The following is a 17,386-nucleotide window of genomic DNA, read 5'->3' on the forward strand; positions in this document are numbered from 1 at the left end:
CCTTATCCGATCGGCTTCACCCGGAACGCGCTGGTGCTGAGCAGTTCGGCAGCTGCGTACGCTGCCTTGCGGATGCCCTTGCGCTCGTCGAAGAACCCGCCGACCACACCGACCGCCGGGAGCTTGCCGAGCATCCTGGCGCCGATACTGCCCCGTGGACGGTCCTCGAACACCTCTCCGAGCCCGCCGAAGAGCTTGCTGATCCGCCAGACCAGGCGGATGCCCTTGCGCAGGCCGGCCTCCTCCGACTCGTCACCGAACCCCAGTTGCGCTGCGACGTCCTTGCCGGCCGTGGTCGGGTCGTCGTACCGGAGTACGTCGTCCGGCGTGATCGGGCGCGCGGTGAGCACCCTGGCCATGACGGCGGTCCGGTCCGCGTGCGCCTCGACGCCGTACTCGCGGCAGACCGCACCGATCACCATCGCCTGTACTGCGGCGCCGAGGGTGTCCTTGACCGGCAGGGCGTCCGCGGCCGCGCCACTGAGCCGGGGGAGACCCGCCACCACGGCGGCGAACCCGCCGAGCCGCTCCACCCACCAGTCGCAGCGCTGGCCCAATGGCAGGGTCGGCCACTCGGCGTGTCCGGGCACCTTCATCCGCAGCAGGCGGTCGATCGCCAGGATCAGGCCCTTCTCGGCCAGGTTGGGTTGCTCCTGGGCGGAGTACTCGGTCAGGAGGCCACGGATGCCGAACGGGTCCTGGGTGCGGAGCGCGTCGAGGACCGAGTCGATGCCGAACTCGACCCGGCTGAGGGCGAGGACGACGGCGGAGTCGGGGACGTCAGGGCGGTCGGTCACGTCCGTCAGGGTAGGGACTGGGCGGGTCGGCGACGATCTCCGGGGTACTTCGGCGTGTCAGTTGTGATTCGAACAGGTGTTCGGGCTATTTTGTCCCGTACGAGTTCCGCGGACGGACCGGGTTTTCCACAGATTCCCGGCAGCACCGAAAACTGTCCGTGGGAACCCATACCGTCTCTGGCGACAACGAATTTCCTCCGGGCGGCTGGGACAGCGGCCCCGATAGTAGATGGGTTAGGTGGCAGTCACATGGCTGGTGCAGCGGCGAAGGACGATCGCAAGGTCGCGGATCGCGAGAAGGCGCTGGCGACCGCGCTGACGCAGATCGAGCGGAACTGCGGCAAGGGCGCGGTGATGCGCCTGGGCGATCAGGAGCGGGCGAAGATCGAGGTCATTCCGACCGGGTCGATCGCGCTCGACATCGCGCTCGGGATCGGCGGCCTGCCGCGCGGTCGTGTGGTGGAGATCTACGGCCCGGAGTCCTCCGGTAAGACGACGGTCGCGCTGCACGCGGTGGCGAACGCGCAGCGGGCCGGCGGGATCGCCGCGTTCATCGACGCGGAGCACGCGCTCGACCCGGACTACGCGCAGAAGCTGGGCGTCGACACCGACGCGCTGCTGGTCTCGCAGCCGGACTCCGGTGAGCAGGCGCTGGAGATCGCCGACATGCTGATCCGCTCCGGCGCGATCGACATCGTCGTGATCGACTCGGTGGCCGCGCTGGTGCCCCGGGCCGAGATCGAGGGCGAGATGGGTGACAGCCACGTCGGTCTGCAGGCCCGGCTGATGAGCCAGGCGCTGCGGAAGATGACCGGTGCGGTCAGCGGGACGAACACCACCGCGATCTTCATCAACCAGCTGCGCGAGAAGATCGGCGTGATGTTCGGCTCTCCGGAGACGACGACCGGTGGTAAGGCGCTGAAGTTCTACGCCTCGGTCCGGCTCGACGTGCGCAGGATCGAGTCGCTGAAGGACGGCACCGACTTCGTCGGCAACCGGACCCGGGTCAAGGTCGTGAAGAACAAGGTGGCCCCGCCGTTCAAGCAGGCCGAGTTCGACATCATCTACGGCCTGGGCATCAGCCGTGAGGGCAGCCTGCTGGACCTCGGTGTGGAGCAGGGCTTCGTCCGCAAGGCCGGCGCCTGGTTCACCTACGAGAGCGACCAACTCGGTCAGGGCCGGGAGAACGCGCGGAACTTCCTGCGCGACAACCCGGATCTGGCCAACGAGCTGGAGAAGAAGATCAAGGACAAGATGGGCATCGGCGTGGTGGCGGAGCCGGTCGACGCCAAGGACGCCAAGGCCGCGGGCAAGGCTGCGGCCGAGGTCGATGTCGACTTCTGATCACAGCTCGTCTCCCGGCGACGACCGTCCGGGCAGCTCCGGGCAGGCCAGTTCCAAGGCCCTGCCAGAGCTGCCCGCGGGAGTCCGCCGGGGGGTAGCAGGAATCACCACGCCGAAGCAGGCGCCGGTGAGCCCCGACCCGGAGGTAGAACGAGTTCCGGTCCAGCCCCTCCCGTGGTCCCTGGACGACAAGACCGGAGCACCCTCCAAGAAGTCGCCCAGAGCACGATCCGGTAGATCGACCCGCGCCGGTTCCGCTCGTACCGCTTCGGACGGCATCAGCTCGGGCGGCGCTAGCTCGAGCCGTGGTGGTTCGGGCAAAGCCGGCCGCGCTACCGCTGGAAAATCCGGCCGTGCCTTTGGCGATTCCGATCGGGTCAGGGCCGGCCGTATCGGTGGGAGTCGCTCGTCCGACGACGGCGCCTTCGATGCTTTCGAAGGCCAGTCAGACGGTATGCCGGACTGGGCTGTAAGTAGCCCAGCCGACGCCGCAACGACCTCCGACGGATCTCCTGAGCGATCTGAAGTCAGCACTGGCTTGTCCGGGCTTGGATCGTCCAGCGCGGGCGATGAACCTGCTGGTGCTGGTGCTGGTGCTGGTGCTGGTGCTGGTGCTGGTGCTGGTGCTGGTGGTGGGCCGGGCGATGGTGTGCGGGAGTGGTCCGGCGGGGCTGGGATGTCGGATGGGTCTGGGCGGCGGCGGTCGGGGATGCGGGGGAGCCGGAAGTTCGGCGGGCGGCGTCCCAGCGAGGCTGCGGAGGTTGAGGTCGACGAGTTCGCGGATCCGCATTCGACGGCGCGGACGATCTTGCTCGACAAGTTGAGTGGGCAGCCACGGACCCGGGCCGAGCTGGCCGATCTACTGGCGGAGCGGGAGATTCCCGACGAGGTGGCGGATGAGGTGCTCGATCGGTTCACCGAGGTCGGGCTGATCGACGATGCCGCCTTCGCCAACGCCTGGGTGGAGTCGCGCCACCGCGGTCGCGGCCTGGGCAAGCGTGCTCTCGCCCAAGAACTCCGCCGGCGAGGAGTCGACGACGAACTGGCCCGCGACGCCATCGAAGAGATCGAACCCGACCAGGAAGAGGCCACCGCACGCGCCCTCGTCCGCAAGAAGCTCCGCTCGATGCGCTCCCTCGAACGCCAGGTCGCCATGCGCCGCCTGATCGGCATGCTCGCCCGCAAGGGCTACCCCGGCGCCCTCGCCATGACCGTCGTCAAGCAAGAACTAGCCGCCTCCGACGAAGAACTCCCCCTCCTCAACGACTCCGGCCTAGAAGCCGACTAGCAAGCCCGACCACTCCCCATCTGACCTGCCGAACCACTGTCATGAAGTGCAGCTGTGGGACGGGCGGGATGGCGATCGTGTTCTCGCGAGTGGTTGCCGGGTTACGTGCTGTTGTTGCGGGAGTCGGCGGTTGCCAGGGCTGTGCGTAGGGCGGCTCGTTCTATGGGGTCCCAGGGGCCGGAGGCGGCTAGGGGGATCTCGGTCAGGTAGCGGCGTTCGGGTTCTGGGATTCGGGTTGCGACCAGGTCGGGGTCTTTGAGTGCGGTGGCGTAGAGGTTGGGGCCGTCGGCGTAGAAGAGGTCGGCTACTACCAGGCGGTTGTCTGCGCCGCGCATGACGTTGGACGGATTGTCGTCCAAGGGGCCGCACCAAGGGAGTTCTTCCAGAGCGCGGGTGTGGATGCGGCGGATGATGTCTACGAGGTCGGCGACTTCTGGCGAGTGGTTGCTGATCGCTTGGTGGAAGGCGGCGGCTTCGGGCTGGGGGACGGGTTGGAGCCATTCCATCAGTTGGAGGTCGCCGCCGCCGGTGAGACGGCGGTGGGCGAACAGTACGGGGACCTGGCGGGTGTGGGTGGCCTCGCGGTACAGGGCTGCGGTGTAGGGGCCGGTTGGATCGAATGGGCTGATTCGCGCGGCTGTGGTGCCGTCGGGTGAGCGGAGGGCGATGGCCCAGTCGCCGGCGCCGCACGGAGTCCAGCCCGCGGCGAGGAGCGCTTGTTCGACGTCGCCGTGGGTGGCGTCGGCTTCAACCAGTGCGAGCGTTTCCATGATCAGCGTGGGCGTCTCGCGGTGGACTTCCTCCGGCGTCATGGCGTGGAGCATAGGCGGCCGTTGGTCGACCCTGCCTTTGAATTAGGGCTGAGCGAGAGCCGCGCGTCTGTCACGATCGGAGGCGTGCCGTTTGCGGATGAGCTTGGGTCAGGGGTTGTGGTTGTCGACTACCGGTCGGAGTGGGTGACGGAGTTCGAGCTGATCGCTGAGGTGTTGCGGTCCGCGTTGGGAAACCGGGCGTTGGTTGTCGAGCATGTCGGGTCCACCTCGGTACCGGGGTTGGCGGCGAAGGACTGCATCGACGTACAGGTTCGGGTGCGGTCGCTGGATGAGGATGAGTTGGTCCGGTTGATGTCGGAGGTTGGGTTCAGGTGCCGACCGGAGGCGTGGAATCGGGTTGAGGTGTCCAGTGGGGTGGAGTGCAGGAAGTTGGTCTTCGCGCCACCGGTTGGTGGGCGGACCTGCAACGTCCATCTCCGGATCGGCGACGGGCCGAATGCGCGGTATGCGTTGCTGTTCCGGGATTACCTCCGGGCCGACGACGCCGCGCGGACAGGGTGGGGAGCCTTCAAGAAACGGTTGGCGATGAGTGCTTCCGATTTGTTCGACTACGGTCAGATCAAGGCCCCGGCAACCGAAGTACTGATGGCAGGCGCCGAACGCTGGGCCCTCGAAACCAACTGGTCCCCGCACCCGAGTCACTAGGCGCTCAGGTGCATCGCGTTGTGGTTATCGGGGTGGCCGGCGTGGGGAAGTCGACGGTTGCGCGTGGGTTGAGCGAGCGCTTGGGACTTCGGCATGTTGAGCTGGACTCGATTTTCTGGCAGGCGAACTGGACCAAGCTTGAGCAGGGCGAGTTCGAGGCGCGCGTTCGGGAGGCGACCCGGTCCGGAGGGTGGGTTGTCGATGGCAACTATTCCGAACGGATCCGGGCGATCGCCTGGGGTGCGGCTGACACGGTGGTCTGGCTCGATCTGCCGCGCGTTGTGGTGATGTGGCAACTAGCACGTCGGACAGTGTGGCGGATTGCCTCCGGGGTGGAGCTCTGGAACGGAAATCGGGAGGGCTCGCTGCGCGACCAGTTCAGCCGCGACCCGGCCAGGTCGATTCTGTTGTGGTCCTGGCGCACCTACGGTCCGACGAAGGCTGAGTACGGTCTGGCGATGCAGGATCCGGAGTCTGCTAGCTGCGGTTCGTCCGGTTGAGGTCGCGGAGGGAGATCGACCGGTTCCTGCGGTCGGCTCACTGAGCCGGACGGCTGGGGAGTTGGAATCGGTGATTCCGGGTCTTCGGGGACGCGTTTCCGGCGGTTTCGGGGCCGGATGACGGGTGGGTTTCGGGGAAGGGGACGAGGGGTTAGCGGCGAGGGACGTTGACGGGTCGGGGTTGACGGTGTCTGATCCGAAGTACGGATCGGGTTTGTGTGGTCCGTAGGCTGGGATTTTCGTCCGATCCGCCCCTGACACCTCTCGGAGGGTGCAATGAACGATTTCCAAGACCAGGCGAAGAACTGGCTCCGGAATGTCGTCAAGCAAAACCCGGACAAGATCAAGGCAGGCGTGGAGAAAGCCGGCGACCTGATCGACAAGCAGACCGGCGGAAAGTACGCCGACAAGGTCGATTCCGTGCAGGAGAAGGTCGGCAGCTACGTCGACTCCCACGCGGACCCTGCGGAGCCCGCCGGAGGGCCCGGGACCACCTCGACCGAGCAGAGCAGTGAGGACACCACCACAGACGCACCCACGGCCGGAGCCGATGAAGCAACGGCGGAGCCTGCTGATTCTGGACCAGACCAATCCGCAGGGCCCGGTACGGCCGCCCCTGAGCCGGAGAGCAGCGTCGACGAGGCTGCGCCAGAGCCGACGGGCAGCGTTGATGAAGCTGGGGCTGGGGCCGAGGAGACTGTTGACGAGGCTGCTCCTGACGCGGTGGACGGCACCGTCGTCGGTGGAGAGGCGCCGGATGTCGCGGGCAATCCGAGTAGTTCGGCTGGTTCCGGTACCGAGGGCGCCGACACGGGCAGTACGGCGACCGGTACGTCGGATGGCGGCCTCCCCGGCCCGAGGTAGCACGAGGTAGTACTCCGTAATCCCGCCAACGACCCGGGCCTCCCACCTGCCAGTGAGCAGGGGAGGCCCGGGTCGTTGAGGTTGCCGACGACGCTTGCGGCCCGGAGTACGGGAAAGCGGGGTTGGGCGGCGCAGAGTGACTGGAGGGTAACCAAGGGGTGAGGCGGCGTTAGGTCTCGATTTAACCGGGAAACCGGTCGGCGGGTGTTCGTCTTGACCCTGTGGATGGCCGCGCCTAGCCTCGGAATCAGTAAGGGAGCACTCCATCGCGAGATGGCGTACATAGCAGCGGCCGGCTGGACCGGCCGGACAAAAACCCGGGCCACGACCCAACACCGTGGCGCGGGGGACGTGAGACCAACGCTCGACCGAGCTGCCGCATAGGACGACCCGGCCCCGCCGGGTGTTTGCAGCACCGCCGAACCGGGTGGTGCTCTTCGTCGTACCGTCCTGCTGATCGCTGTGAAGGCTCCCTTCGACGCCGACAACGTCACGCCCCCGGGCGCGACTCGCAGAGGGGAGACGCCGATGTCACTCGCGGCCATGCCGACGGCGGCATCTGTGGGGCTCGTCCTGATCGGGTTGCTGATCGTCGGCCTGCTGGCCTGGATCGGCCTGACACTGTCGCGCCGCAAGGTCGCCGACCAGTCCGCGGCCGTGAGCGCTGCCCAGGCGAACGCCAAGCTCGAGGCCGCCACGATCACGGCCGGTGCCAAGTCCGCAGCCGAGCTGGTGACCCGGCAGGCGGAAGAAGCAGCGGCGGTACTCCGCGTCCGCACCGAGGCGACCGAGCAGCGTGCCGAGGAGATCCGGCGTGACGCCGAGACCCGCGCGTCCGAAGTACGGCGTGAGGCTGAGCAGCGGGCGTCCGATGTGCGCCGGGAAGCCGAGTTGGAGGCGCAATCCATCCGCGACGACCTGCGTGAGCAGCGGCTGGAGATGGAGCGTCGCGAGCACCGGCTGACCGAGCGGGAAGAACGTCTCGACGAGCAGCATCGCGCGATCGAAGAGCGCCAGAGCGAGCTCACCACCCAGCTCGCCGAGCTCGACCAGCGCAAGGCCGAGATCCGCGATCTCGAGGACGAGCGGCGCCGGATCCTGGAGGGCGTCGCCAACCTGACCACCGAGCAGGCGAAGGCCGAGCTGGTCGCCGCGATCGAGGCGGAGGCGAAACGGCACGCGCACACGATCGTCCGCGACATCGAGCGGCAGGCGCAGGACGAGGGCGAGATCAAGGCGCGCAAGATCATCACCGGCGCGGTCCAGCGGCTGGCCTCGGAGCAGACCAGTGAGTCGGTCGTGTCGGTCGTTCACCTGCCCAGCGACGACATGAAGGGCCGGATCATCGGTCGCGAGGGCCGCAACATCAGGTCCTTCGAGCAGACCACCGGCGTCAACCTGATCATCGACGACACCCCCGAAGCGGTGCTGCTGTCCTGCTTCGACCCGGTACGGCGGGAGACGGCGCGGCTGACCCTCGATTCGCTGGTGCTCGACGGCCGGATCCACCCGAGCCGGATCGAGGAGATCTACGAGCGGAGCAAGGGTGAGGTCGCCGAGCTGTGCGAGCGGGCGGCCGAGGACGCGATGGCCGATGTGGGGATCACCGATCTGCACCCCGAGCTGGTTCGCACGATGGGGCTGCTGCGCTACCGGACGTCATACGGGCAGAACGTGCTCAAGCACCTGGTCGAGTCGGCCCACATCGCCGGCATGATGGCGGCTGAGCTGGGGCTGGATGCCAAGCGGTGCAAGCGGGGTGCGTTCCTGCACGACATCGGCAAGGCGCTGACGCATGAGTCCGAGGGCAGCCACGCGATCGTCGGGGCCGAGCTGGCACGCAAGTACGGCGAGGACGATGACGTCGTGCACTGCATCGAAGCGCACCACAACGAGGTCGAGGTGCGGACCGTCGAGGCGGTGCTGACGCAGGCGGCGGACGCGGTCAGCGGTGGGCGGCCGGGGGCGCGGCGCGAGTCGTTGGAGGCGTACGTGCAGCGGCTCGAGCGGCTCGAGGAGATCGCGATGCACCACGACGGCGTCGAGAAGGTGTTCGCGATGCAGGCTGGTCGCGAGATCCGGGTGATGGTGTTGCCGGACGCCGTCGACGACATCGCCGCGCAGGTGATGGCGCGCGACATCGCCAAGCAGGTCGAGGAGGAGCTGACCTACCCGGGCCAGATCCGCGTCACGGTGGTCCGCGAGTCCCGTGCCACCGAAGTCGCCAAATAGCAGAGCCGTCGCACATCGGTGAGGTTGCCGGGTGGCTGAGCCGCTGCTGCTGCCACCCTGTCCTTCCTAACTGAGCGTATCCGTCAGAGGTCGCGTCGGCGGAGAGTTATCCACAGGAGTGGGCTCAGGCCTCGAGGGTGCGGCGGTCAGAAGGTGGCTATTGGGTTTACTGGGCTGCCTGAGGTGCCGGCTAGGCGGAGTGGGGCCAGGGATAGCTGGAAGTCCCATTGGCTTAGGGCGGTGGCTGTGGTGGCGCAGGCTTCCAGGTCGCAGTTGTCCAGGAGCCAGAGGCCCATGGCTACCAGGCTTACGGCGTGGACGGGCATGAGGATGTTGTCGTAGCCGGAGGGTTGGACGTCTTGGGGGGTGTCGGCGCCGATCAGGGCTACGCCTCGGTCGTGGAGCCAGGGGAGGCAGGAGGCGTGCCAGCCGGACTGGGTGATGCCGCCGGAGGGGCCGGACTGGTGGCGGGCTCGGCCGTAGCCGGTGCGGAGGAGTACGGCGTCGCCGGGTTGCACTCGGACGCCTTGGCGGCGTTCGGCTTCCTCTAGGTCTTCGGGGAAGACGCCTTCGCCGGGGGCCAGCCACGGGACGTCGCGGACCTTGGCGATGTCTAGGAGGACGCCTCGGGTGGTGATGCCGTTCGCTGCTGCGGTGACGGCTGCCCAGGATGATCCGGTCTCGCCGTCGACCAGGGAGTGGGATCGGCCGTTGTACATCTTGCCGTCCCAGAAGAGGTGGCAGGGGGAGTCGAGGTGGGTGATCGTGTTGCCGTGGAAGAAGATGCCGAGTCGCTCGTTCGAGAAGCCCCAGCGGCGGTCGGCGTGGAAGGCGGGCGGCATGTGCTCGGCGCCTGGCATGTCGGCGGCGCACGGGCAGGCCGTCGTCGACCGCTCCATCTCCTCCGGTACGGCGATCTCCCAGCCGCACGACACACTCCTGCCGTGGCGGACGGCCCGCGCCGCCGCTAGCCGGACGTCGTCGGTGATGAGGTTCAGCGTGCCGAGTTCGTCGTCGTCGCCCCAGCGGCCCCAGTTCGACAGCGTGTCGAAGTACGCCAGTACGTCGTCCTGTGTGGGCATCGTCATCCCGGCATCGACTCCTCAGGTCACGAGGCAGCCGAGTTTATTGATCCAGAGGGCTACTCCGCGTACTTCGAACGCCAGGCCGGCGGTTCGAACGGCGACCCGTAGATGCGCGTCTCCCGGGCGATCCGGCCGTCGCGGAACTCGACAATGTTGGCCACGTGGAAGATCTCGCCGTCGTAGTCCGATCGGCCCAGTACGACGAAGTGGTCGCCCGCGCCGGTGATCCGCTGGATCACGATCGATGGCGGTGACGGGTACTCGCGCTGCATCGCGCGCATCTTGTCCCGGCCGACGATGCGTTCGCCGGACTGCGGCATCTCCAGCACGTAGTCCTCGGTGCGCAGCTCGTGCTCGGCCTCGGCCGACAACGCCAGCTGCCCGTCCATCGGCCAGAGGCGTTCCAGTAGCGCACGGTTCTTGTCGGTCATCGCGACCACCCGCCTTTCTGACGCCAGCCTGCGCAGCGGCCTTCAGCCAGTCTTAAACCGCCTCCAGTTGCCTGGCAACGGCCGCCGGCACCCGCAGCCCGGTCGCCTTCACCGACGCGACGAACTGCGAGACCAGTACGTCGGCCCGCCCAGCCGTCAGCGCCACGACATCCCGCGACTGCGGCGGATCGAGCCGATGCACAGTCCCTGCAAACCCGGCGGGAACCCCACTGATCGGTACGACGGCCGCGCCCAGCCCCGCCGCGGCAAGGGCCGGCGCCGAGGTCGTCTGTTGGGTGCGGATGACAACCTCGGGCGACACCTGATGCTCGGCGAAGAGCCCGTCGAGCCAGCTCGCGAGGCCATGCGGACCGGCGTACTGGATGACCGGGTAGCCGTGGAGGGCGCTGATGGCGACCGGTCCGGGGTGATCCCCGAGCGGGTCGCCGGCGCTGAAGACGATGACCAGCTCTTCCTGAGCAAGCAGGTCGACAGCGCCGTCCCAGCGGGTGGGGCGTGGGCCGATCGCGATGTCGATCTCGTCGGCGGTGATCATCGAGGCGAGCGCGTCGGCACTGTTGCGCTCCTGCAGGGCGAGCCGCACCCGCGGATGACGCCGTCGCCAAGCACGGAGCAGCGGAGCCACGAGGCCGGCCGTCATCGAGCCCGCGCAGCCGATCCGGAGCTGCCCCTCGCCCAACGTGGCCACCGCCCGACCAGCCTGTACTACGCGATCGGCCGACTCCAGAGCCGCGCGAGCATGCCGTAGTGCCTCCCGGCCGGCGGTCGTCGGCCGGACGCCGCGGGGGAGCCGTTCGAGCAGCGGCGAGCCGAGTTCGTTCTCGAGCATTGCGAGCTGGTGCGACAGCGACGGCTGCGAAAGATGGAGCAACGCGGCGGCCCGGGTGATCGACCCGGCCTCGACGATGGCGACGAAGCACTCCAGGGCGCGCAAGGTAGGCATAGAAGCAGTCTATGGCGAGTATCGAAAACTGGTCTTTGTGCCGATGGCACAATCCGCAGAGGCTGGACGCATGACAACAGCGACAGAACTCAGCGGCAATCAGGTCCTCATCGTGGCGGGCGGCTCGGGCATCGGCCGGCAGCTGGCCCAGGACGCCCTGGACCAAGGAGCCCGGGTGACGATCACCGGGCGCAGCGCGGACGCAGTACAGAAGGTGGCGGACTCGATCGACGGCGAGGTGGCGACGGCGGTCGTTGATCTGGGCAACGAGGACTCGATCGCGGAGCTGGCGACGGAGCTGGCGCGACGGGATGTCGTCGTCGAGCACCTGATCTCGCTGGCCAACGCGCCGGCGAAGGGTCCGGTGGAGAAGCTGGAGCGGGAGGCGATCGCCAAGGCGTTTGACGCGAAGGTGATCGGGGCGCTGCTGCTGGTGAAGCATCTGCGGCCGACGACTTCGGTGACGCTCTTCTCCGGCATCGTCGGCTGGCGGCCGAAGCCCGGCATGGTCGTGACGGCGACGACGAACGGAGCGGTTGCGTTCCTGGCTCAGGCGCTGGCGGTCGAGCTGGCGCCGGTCCGGGTCAATGCGGTCTCGCCGGGCATCATCGATTCAGGTGCGTGGGACGGGATGGGCGCGGACAAGGAGCGGATGTACGCCGATGTCGCCGCGAAGAACCCGGCCCGCCGGATCGGTACCACCGAAGACGTTTCGGCGGCGGTGCTGAGCGCCATCACCAATCCGTTCCTGACCGGAACGGTCCTCCACCTGGATGGCGGCGCACGTCTGGCTTAGGGCTCCTTCGGGAGGTGGCTGGGGGTGACGTCGATCTGTTCCTGGATCGCGTACTCGTGCGGCTCGGTCGTGTACTGCTCCTCGACCGACGGCTTGATCAGCTCGATCTCCTCGTCGTGCTTGGCGTTCGCGAGCCGGTACGAGAACCACAGCCCGAAGGCGCCGCCGAGCATGATGATGATGCCGACCGCGGTCAGATCGACCCCGCTCAGCGTGTCGTGGACGGCGAAGGCGATGATCGCCCCGACCGCGATGAGTGCAATGCCCCCGTTGATCCTCATCGTCACCTCCAGGTGACTGTCCGTGGATGTCTACTTACGCTCAGTACCCGATCCGCTGGTTCTCAAGCAGGGCGCCACGGATCAGCCCGAGCGTCCGGTCGAGGTGTACCCATTGCCCAGATCCCCACCGCCGGAGGCCGTCGCGGGCGTCGGCCTCCACGGCTGGGTCGAGCTCGTCCTGGTGCAGGCGTAGTACGCGGGCTGTGTAGTCGTCCAGGTAGCGGCGGAGGAGGAAGAAGGCGAACAAGTCTTCGGAGAGCGGTACGTCGCTGGGGTACACGGCTAGCGCGCGGCGGAAGGCCTCGGCATCGGTAGGTTGCTCGCCGTGCAGCAGCATGGCGAGGTCTAGCTCCGGGGGAGCGAGGTAGGCCTCGTCCCAGTCGAGCAGGCTGATCCGGCCGTCGTCGTCGACGAGGATGTTGTCGCCGACGAGGTCGGCGTGGCTGAGCACATACTGCGTCGGCAGTGCGACGGACAGCCTCGAAGTGGCCGCGTGCAGTCCGGCAACGGTCCGGCCGAGCTCGTCGAGCACCGCCAACGGCCAGCGCGGCCAGCCCGCCGGAGTCACGCCGGCCAGGAACGGGGACAAGGCGACAACCCCCGCCGCAACGGACGCGGACAACGCGCCCTCGGCAGTCGCCACCGGATAAGGCACCCGGAACCCGAGCTCGTGCAGTCGTAAAACCAACGGCAATCGAGCCACGGCCCCCGCTGCATCCCGCCCATCCGGCCACAGCTTCAGGAAGTACCGGTCGTCACCGGCCTGTACTTCGTACGCTGCCGAGGCCCACCCGACCGGGATGAACCGCAAAGCCTCGAAGGCGAGCCCGTAGTGCTCCCGGAGGGTGTCGAGCAAGGCGGCCCGATCCAGCCGGGGCTCAACGAGCACCGGGCACCGCCCAGCCCCGTGGAAGCTCAGCCGGCCCGAGCCGGCGGCCGGCCGGCATCTCGGCGTACTGGGTCGTCAGCGGAAGGCGGATTGGCCGGTTAGGGCTTGGCCTATTACTAGTTGGTGGACCTCGGAGGTGCCTTCGTAGGTGAGGACTGATTCGAGGTTGTTGGCGTGGCGCATGATCGGGTATTCGCCGCTGATGCCGTTGGCGGCCAGGATCGTGCGGCATTCGCGGGCGATGGCGATGGCTTCGCGGACGTTGTTGAGCTTGCCTACGCTGACCTGCTCGGGGCGCAGGGTGCCCTTCTCCTTGAGGCGGCCGAGGTGGACGGCCAGCAGGATGCCCTTGTTCAGCTCGACGGCCATGTCGGCGAACTTCGCCTGCGTGAGCTGGTACGCCGACAGCGGCTTGTCGAACACCTGTCGATCAGCCGCATACGAAACCGCCGTCTCCAGACAGTCTCGCGCTGCACCCATCGCGCCGAAGATGATCCCGAACCGGGCCTCGTTCAGACACCCCAGCGGCCCGGACAGCCCACGAGCCTCGGGCAGCATTGCCGACGCAGGCAACCGCACGTCCGAGAAGATCAGCTCCGACGTCACCGACGCCCGCAGCGACATCTTCCGGGTGATCTCCGGTGCGGAGAAGCCGGCCGTAGAGGTCGGTACGACGAACCCGCGCACCCCGTCGTCCGTCCGCGCCCAGACGACCGCCACATCGGCCACCGACCCGTTGGTGATCCACATCTTCGACCCGTTGAGCACCCAGTCGTCGCCGTCGCGCCGGGCGTTGGTGCGCATGCCACCCGGGTTCGACCCGAAGTCCGGCTCGGTCAGCCCGAAGCAGCCGATCGCCTCGCCGGCGGCCATCCGCGGCAGCCACTCGGTCTTCTGCTCTTCGCTGCCGTACTTCCAGATCGCGTACATCGCGAGCGAACCCTGCACGCTCACCAGCGACCGCATCCCCGAGTCGGCCGCCTCGATCTCCAGACACGCCAGCCCATAAGCCACCGGCCCCAGCCCGGCGCAGCCGTAGCCCGTCAGGTGCATACCCAGCAGACCGAGCGAGCCCAGCTCCTTCGCCAGATCCCGCGCCGGGATGCTGGCCGACTCGAACCACTCGGGCAGGTGCGGCCGCAGTTGCTCGTCCGCGAACCGCCGGGCCGTCGCCCTGATCGCGACTTCCTCTTCGGTCAGCAGCGAGTCGACGTCTACAAGATCAAGCGAAACCGTCATGCGCACACGCTAACGGAGTCACTTGCTGTACCAAGGCCACCACCAGTGTCGCTTGCGTGGGTGCCGTACGACGATCGAGCCGTGCTGGGCCTGGCCGGTGACGATCAGCCGGACGCCGCCGGCGGCCGGGGCGGTCGCCTTGTTCTTGGCGGCGCTGTGGACCATGTCGACGTTGTCGATGTCGACGCTCCAGCCGCGCGGCACGACCATCACCACCGAGCTGTGCTTGGCGTGCGCCTCCACGTGCACCTCGCGCCAGCTGATCACCGCGTCGGTGAAGTCGAGCTTCACCGACGAGTGCTCGGCGACCGCGGTCACCCGCTCGGGCACGACCCAGGCGCCCTCTCGCTTCTGCGCGCTGTGCTTGGCGCGGATCGTCAGCTCGGCCGCGTTGCTGCCGTGCGCGATCGGCAGCAGGTCGGCAGTGGCCGTGCGCAACTCGATCTCGGTCTTGGCGGAGTAGATCTGCGTCAGCCGCTCGTCCATCTCCTCGAAGTCCAGCCGGCCGTCACTGTGGGCTTCCTGGATCACCGCGGCGGCGCGCTCACGGTCATGATCGGATGCCCTGCGGGCGGGCGGCGGCTGTTCCAGACTCATGAGCCCAACGGTAGCGCTGCCGGGAGTCGAGCAGGGATCGATACCTGTGACAATAGGTCGCGTGAATCAACGCACCGTCGTCATCCTCGGTTCGACCGGCTCGATCGGTACGCAGGCGCTCGAGCTGATCAGCCGCAACCGGGATCGGTTCCGCGTGCTCGCGCTGTCCGCGGGCGGTGACAACGTCGCGTTGCTGGCGCAGCAGGCGCTGGAGTTCGAGGTCGAGGTCGTCGCGGTCGCCAAGGCCACCGCGACCCAGGACCTGCAGCTGGCCTTCTACGCCGAGGCGCAGAAGCGCGGCTACTCCCAGGGACAGTTCCGGATCCCGAAGATCATCACCGGCCCGGACGCGTCGACGGAGCTGGCCGGGATGGCGTGCGACGTAGTACTGAACGGCATCACCGGATCTGTCGGCCTGCAGCCCACATTGGCTGCCCTGGATGCCGGTACCACCCTCGCGCTGGCCAACAAGGAGTCGCTGGTCATCGGCGGCCCGCTAGTGGTGAAGCGGGTCAAGCCGGGCCAGATCGTCCCGGTCGACTCCGAGCACAGCGCGATCGCCCAGTGCCTCCGCACCGGTACCGCCGACGAGGTACGCCGTCTCATCGTGACCGCGAGCGGCGGCCCCTTCCGTGGTCGCTCGAGGGCCGAGATGACCGACGTGACGCCCGAGCAGGCAGCCAACCACCCGACCTGGGACATGGGCCCGGTCATCACGATCAACTCGGCCAACCTGATCAACAAGGGGCTCGAGGTGATCGAGGCGCACCTGCTCTACGGCCTCCCGATGGACCGGATCGAGGTCGTCGTCCACCCGCAGTCGATCGTGCACTCGATGGTCGAGTTCGTGGACGGCTCGACCATCGCCCAGGCCTCGCCGCCGGACATGCGGCTGCCGATCGCGCTCGCGCTGGGCTGGCCTGAACGGATACCGGACGCCGCGCCGAGCTGCGACTGGACCAAGGCGTCGTCGTGGGAGTTCGAGCCGCTCGACAACGAGGCGTTCCCGGCCGTCCAGCTGGCCCGTGAGGCGGGGGAGCGGGGCGGTACCGCCCCAGCCGTGCTGAACGCGGCGAACGAGGTCTGCGTCGAGGCGTTCCGCAGCGGCCGGCTCCCGTTCCTGGGGATCGTCGACACCGTGGCCCGGATCGTGACCGAACACGACGTACCCTCGTACGAGGAACTGTCCATCGACGACGTACTCGCCGCGGACGCCTGGGCCCGGGTCCGGGCCCGCGAACTGACCGGCAGCACGGACCACCAGGGCCAGGAGACCACACAGGTATGAGCGCACTCCTCACTTTCGTCGGCGTGGTGCTGTTCGTGATCGGCATCCTGGTGTCGGTCGCGCTGCATGAAATGGGTCACATGCTGCCGGCCAAGGCGTTCGGCATGAAGGTGACCCAGTTCTTCGTCGGCTTCGGCAAGACCGTCTGGTCGACCAAGCGGGGCGAGACCGAGTACGGCTTCAAGGCGATCCCGGCGGGTGGGTTCGTCCGGATCATCGGGATGATGCCGCCGGCCAAGGGGCAGGACCCGACCAAGGTCCGCAAGGCCAACACCGGGCCGATCCAGTCGCTGGTGGAGAACGCGCGCACCGCGGAGTACGAGACGATCGATCCCGCCGACAACGGCCGGCTGTTCTACCAGAAGGTCTGGTGGAAGAAGCTGATCGTGATGGCGTCCGGCCCGCTGGTGAACGTCGCGATCGCGTTCTTCCTGTTTGCCGGGCTGTTCATGTTCTACGGCGCCAACGTCGCGCAGACCACGGTCGCCACCGTCACCGACTGCGTGATTCCCGCCTCGGAGGCGTCGAAGGCCGGCCGGGTCTGCCAGCCGTCCGACAAGGAGTCGCCGGCCAAGGCCGCCGGGTTCCACGTCGGGGACAAGATCCTGTCCTTCAACGGCACCACCATCAAGAGCTGGGACGACCTGACGCCGCTGATCCGGTCCAACACGGACAAGCCGGCCACCATCGTGGTCGAGCGCGACGGCAAGCAGCAGACGCTGACCACCAACACCATCCTCAACCAGGTGGTGGAGAAGGCCGGCTCGGACAAGTACGTCTCGGTCGGCTTCCTCGGCGTCTCGCCGGAGCAGAAGGTGGTCCGGCAGAACTTCGGCTTCGTCGTCGACAAGATGGGCGAGCTGACCGTCGCCACCGTCAAGGCGCTCGGCAACTTCCCGGAGAAGCTGGTCGGGGTGGCCAAGTCGATCGTCGGCGGCGACCGCGACGCCGACAGCCCGATGAGCGTCGTCGGCGCCAGCCGGGTGGCCGGCGAGGTCGCCTCGAACAACAGCCTGACCGGCGGCGAGCGGATCGCCTTCCTGGTCTCACTGCTCGCCTCGCTCAACCTGTTCCTCGCGCTGTTCAACTTCATCCCGCTGCTCCCGCTGGACGGCGGCCACATGATCGGCGCGATCTGGGAAGGCATCCGCCGCGGGTTCGCCAAGCTGCTCGGCCGGCCCGACCCCGGGTACGTCGATGTGGCCAAGCTGCTGCCGATCGCGTACGTGGCCGCCAGCGTCATCGTGGTGATGGGCGTACTGCTCGTCGTCGCCGACATCGTCAACCCGATCAAGCTCTTCAACGGATAACTC

At 67.8% G+C, this 17,386-nt stretch carries 18 protein-coding genes; 9 read left to right on the forward strand and 9 right to left on the reverse strand.

The features are described from left to right. Positions 1-2: 2 nt before the first annotated feature. Positions 3-797, reverse strand: coding sequence for a hypothetical protein (locus ABD116_RS29595; protein ID WP_343977514.1), 795 nt, complete (start codon positions 795-797; stop codon positions 3-5). Between the two features lie 249 nt (positions 798-1,046). Here ABD116_RS29595 and recA point away from each other — a divergent pair, with 249 nt between their 5' ends. Both recA and ABD116_RS29605 read left to right on the forward strand, forming a co-directional pair. Then, positions 1,047-2,141, forward strand: coding sequence for a recombinase RecA (recA, locus tag ABD116_RS29600; protein ID WP_343977517.1), 1,095 nt, complete (start codon positions 1,047-1,049; stop codon positions 2,139-2,141). A 676-nt stretch (positions 2,142-2,817) separates the two neighbouring features. Next, complete coding sequence (locus tag ABD116_RS29605) at positions 2,818-3,429, forward strand: regulatory protein RecX (protein WP_343977520.1); 612 nt, start codon at positions 2,818-2,820, stop codon at positions 3,427-3,429. Positions 3,430-3,530: 101 nt separating this feature from the next. On the opposite strand, the gene ABD116_RS29610 is transcribed toward ABD116_RS29605, so the two are convergent. Beyond that, on the reverse strand, positions 3,531-4,241 hold the full coding sequence (locus ABD116_RS29610; protein WP_343977523.1) for a hypothetical protein: 711 nt from the start codon (positions 4,239-4,241) through the stop codon (positions 3,531-3,533). A gap of 84 nt (positions 4,242-4,325) precedes the next feature. Here ABD116_RS29610 and ABD116_RS29615 point away from each other — a divergent pair, with 84 nt between their 5' ends. From ABD116_RS29615 to rny, 4 genes are all read left to right on the forward strand, one after another. Then, on the forward strand, positions 4,326-4,907 hold the full coding sequence (locus ABD116_RS29615; RefSeq protein ID WP_343977526.1) for a GrpB family protein: 582 nt from the start codon (positions 4,326-4,328) through the stop codon (positions 4,905-4,907). Positions 4,908-4,948: 41 nt separating this feature from the next. Continuing rightward, positions 4,949-5,407, forward strand: a complete 459-nt coding sequence (locus ABD116_RS29620; protein ID WP_343977529.1) for a P-loop NTPase family protein — start codon at positions 4,949-4,951, stop codon at positions 5,405-5,407. Between the two features lie 276 nt (positions 5,408-5,683). Then, complete coding sequence (locus ABD116_RS29625; protein ID WP_343977532.1) at positions 5,684-6,271, forward strand: Rv0909 family putative TA system antitoxin; 588 nt, start codon at positions 5,684-5,686, stop codon at positions 6,269-6,271. Between the two features lie 528 nt (positions 6,272-6,799). Continuing rightward, on the forward strand, positions 6,800-8,503 hold the full coding sequence (gene rny, locus ABD116_RS29630; protein WP_343977535.1) for a ribonuclease Y: 1,704 nt from the start codon (positions 6,800-6,802) through the stop codon (positions 8,501-8,503). Between the two features lie 146 nt (positions 8,504-8,649). Here rny and ABD116_RS29635 read toward each other — a convergent pair whose 3' ends face one another. Genes ABD116_RS29635 through ABD116_RS29645 form a run of 3 tightly spaced genes read right to left on the reverse strand, consistent with a single transcriptional unit; the run spans position 8,650 to position 10,983 of the window. Then, positions 8,650-9,591, reverse strand: a complete 942-nt coding sequence (locus tag ABD116_RS29635) for a cyclase family protein (RefSeq protein ID WP_343977539.1) — start codon at positions 9,589-9,591, stop codon at positions 8,650-8,652. A gap of 53 nt (positions 9,592-9,644) precedes the next feature. Then, entirely contained in the window at positions 9,645-10,019 is a 375-nt protein-coding gene (locus ABD116_RS29640) for a nuclear transport factor 2 family protein (protein ID WP_343977542.1), read from the reverse strand. Between the two features lie 52 nt (positions 10,020-10,071). After that, a complete protein-coding gene (locus tag ABD116_RS29645; RefSeq protein WP_343977545.1) occupies positions 10,072-10,983 on the reverse strand; it encodes a LysR family transcriptional regulator in 912 nt (303 codons plus the stop codon). A 70-nt stretch (positions 10,984-11,053) separates the two neighbouring features. Between ABD116_RS29645 and ABD116_RS29650 the strand changes: the two genes are divergently transcribed. Beyond that, the gene (locus ABD116_RS29650) at positions 11,054-11,779 is read left to right on the forward strand and encodes an SDR family oxidoreductase (RefSeq protein ID WP_343977547.1); all 726 of its coding nucleotides are present in this window, start codon (positions 11,054-11,056) and stop codon (positions 11,777-11,779) included. Here ABD116_RS29650 and ABD116_RS29655 read toward each other — a convergent pair. The 4 genes from ABD116_RS29655 to ABD116_RS29670 form a co-directional block, all read right to left on the reverse strand. Then, positions 11,776-12,060, reverse strand: coding sequence for a DUF6458 family protein (locus tag ABD116_RS29655; protein WP_343977550.1), 285 nt, complete (start codon positions 12,058-12,060; stop codon positions 11,776-11,778). The genes ABD116_RS29650 and ABD116_RS29655 overlap by 4 nt on opposite strands. A gap of 40 nt (positions 12,061-12,100) precedes the next feature. Beyond that, the gene (locus tag ABD116_RS29660; RefSeq protein WP_343977553.1) at positions 12,101-12,949 is read right to left on the reverse strand and encodes a phosphotransferase; all 849 of its coding nucleotides are present in this window, start codon (positions 12,947-12,949) and stop codon (positions 12,101-12,103) included. Between the two features lie 75 nt (positions 12,950-13,024). Beyond that, on the reverse strand, positions 13,025-14,188 hold the full coding sequence (locus tag ABD116_RS29665; protein ID WP_343977556.1) for an acyl-CoA dehydrogenase family protein: 1,164 nt from the start codon (positions 14,186-14,188) through the stop codon (positions 13,025-13,027). An 18-nt stretch (positions 14,189-14,206) separates the two neighbouring features. Beyond that, positions 14,207-14,785: a DUF1707 SHOCT-like domain-containing protein gene (locus tag ABD116_RS29670; RefSeq protein WP_343977559.1), complete on the reverse strand. Its 579-nt coding sequence runs from the start codon at positions 14,783-14,785 to the stop codon at positions 14,207-14,209. Between the two features lie 61 nt (positions 14,786-14,846). On the opposite strand from ABD116_RS29670, the gene dxr reads away from it, so the two are divergent. Both dxr and ABD116_RS29680 read left to right on the forward strand, forming a co-directional pair. After that, positions 14,847-16,073 carry a 1-deoxy-D-xylulose-5-phosphate reductoisomerase gene (dxr, locus tag ABD116_RS29675; RefSeq protein WP_343977567.1) on the forward strand — a complete coding sequence of 409 codons (1,227 nt, stop codon included), beginning with the start codon at positions 14,847-14,849 and terminating at the stop codon, positions 16,071-16,073. Then, positions 16,070-17,383 (forward strand): M50 family metallopeptidase, encoded by a 1,314-nt coding sequence (locus ABD116_RS29680; RefSeq protein ID WP_343977570.1) that lies wholly within the window; start codon positions 16,070-16,072, stop codon positions 17,381-17,383. The genes dxr and ABD116_RS29680 overlap by 4 nt, the downstream gene beginning before the upstream one ends. The last annotated feature ends 3 nt before the right edge of the window (positions 17,384-17,386 follow it).

The sequence above is a fragment of the Kribbella koreensis genome (assembly GCF_039525325.1).
Taxonomy (GTDB): Bacteria; Actinomycetota; Actinomycetes; order Propionibacteriales; family Kribbellaceae; genus Kribbella; species Kribbella koreensis.

Bases quoted from the DNA above. Each gene is read 5' to 3' on its own strand.
- ABD116_RS29610 (WP_343977523.1), bottom strand. From the start codon at position 4,241: ATGACGCCGGAGGAAGTCCACCGCGAGACGCCCACGCTGATCATGGAA.
- ABD116_RS29635 (WP_343977539.1), bottom strand. From the start codon at position 9,591: ATGACGATGCCCACACAGGACGACGTACTGGCGTACTTCGACACGCTG.
- rny (WP_343977535.1), top strand. From the start codon at position 6,800: ATGTCACTCGCGGCCATGCCGACGGCGGCATCTGTGGGGCTCGTCCTG.
- ABD116_RS29655 (WP_343977550.1), bottom strand. From the start codon at position 12,060: ATGAGGATCAACGGGGGCATTGCACTCATCGCGGTCGGGGCGATCATC.
- ABD116_RS29645 (WP_343977545.1), bottom strand. From the start codon at position 10,983: ATGCCTACCTTGCGCGCCCTGGAGTGCTTCGTCGCCATCGTCGAGGCC.
- ABD116_RS29605 (WP_343977520.1), top strand. From the start codon at position 2,818: ATGTCGGATGGGTCTGGGCGGCGGCGGTCGGGGATGCGGGGGAGCCGG.
- recA (WP_343977517.1), top strand. From the start codon at position 1,047: ATGGCTGGTGCAGCGGCGAAGGACGATCGCAAGGTCGCGGATCGCGAG.
- ABD116_RS29680 (WP_343977570.1), top strand. From the start codon at position 16,070: ATGAGCGCACTCCTCACTTTCGTCGGCGTGGTGCTGTTCGTGATCGGC.
- ABD116_RS29640 (WP_343977542.1), bottom strand. From the start codon at position 10,019: ATGACCGACAAGAACCGTGCGCTACTGGAACGCCTCTGGCCGATGGAC.
- ABD116_RS29625 (WP_343977532.1), top strand. From the start codon at position 5,684: ATGAACGATTTCCAAGACCAGGCGAAGAACTGGCTCCGGAATGTCGTC.
- ABD116_RS29665 (WP_343977556.1), bottom strand. From the start codon at position 14,188: ATGACGGTTTCGCTTGATCTTGTAGACGTCGACTCGCTGCTGACCGAA.
- ABD116_RS29650 (WP_343977547.1), top strand. From the start codon at position 11,054: ATGACAACAGCGACAGAACTCAGCGGCAATCAGGTCCTCATCGTGGCG.
- ABD116_RS29670 (WP_343977559.1), bottom strand. From the start codon at position 14,785: ATGAGTCTGGAACAGCCGCCGCCCGCCCGCAGGGCATCCGATCATGAC.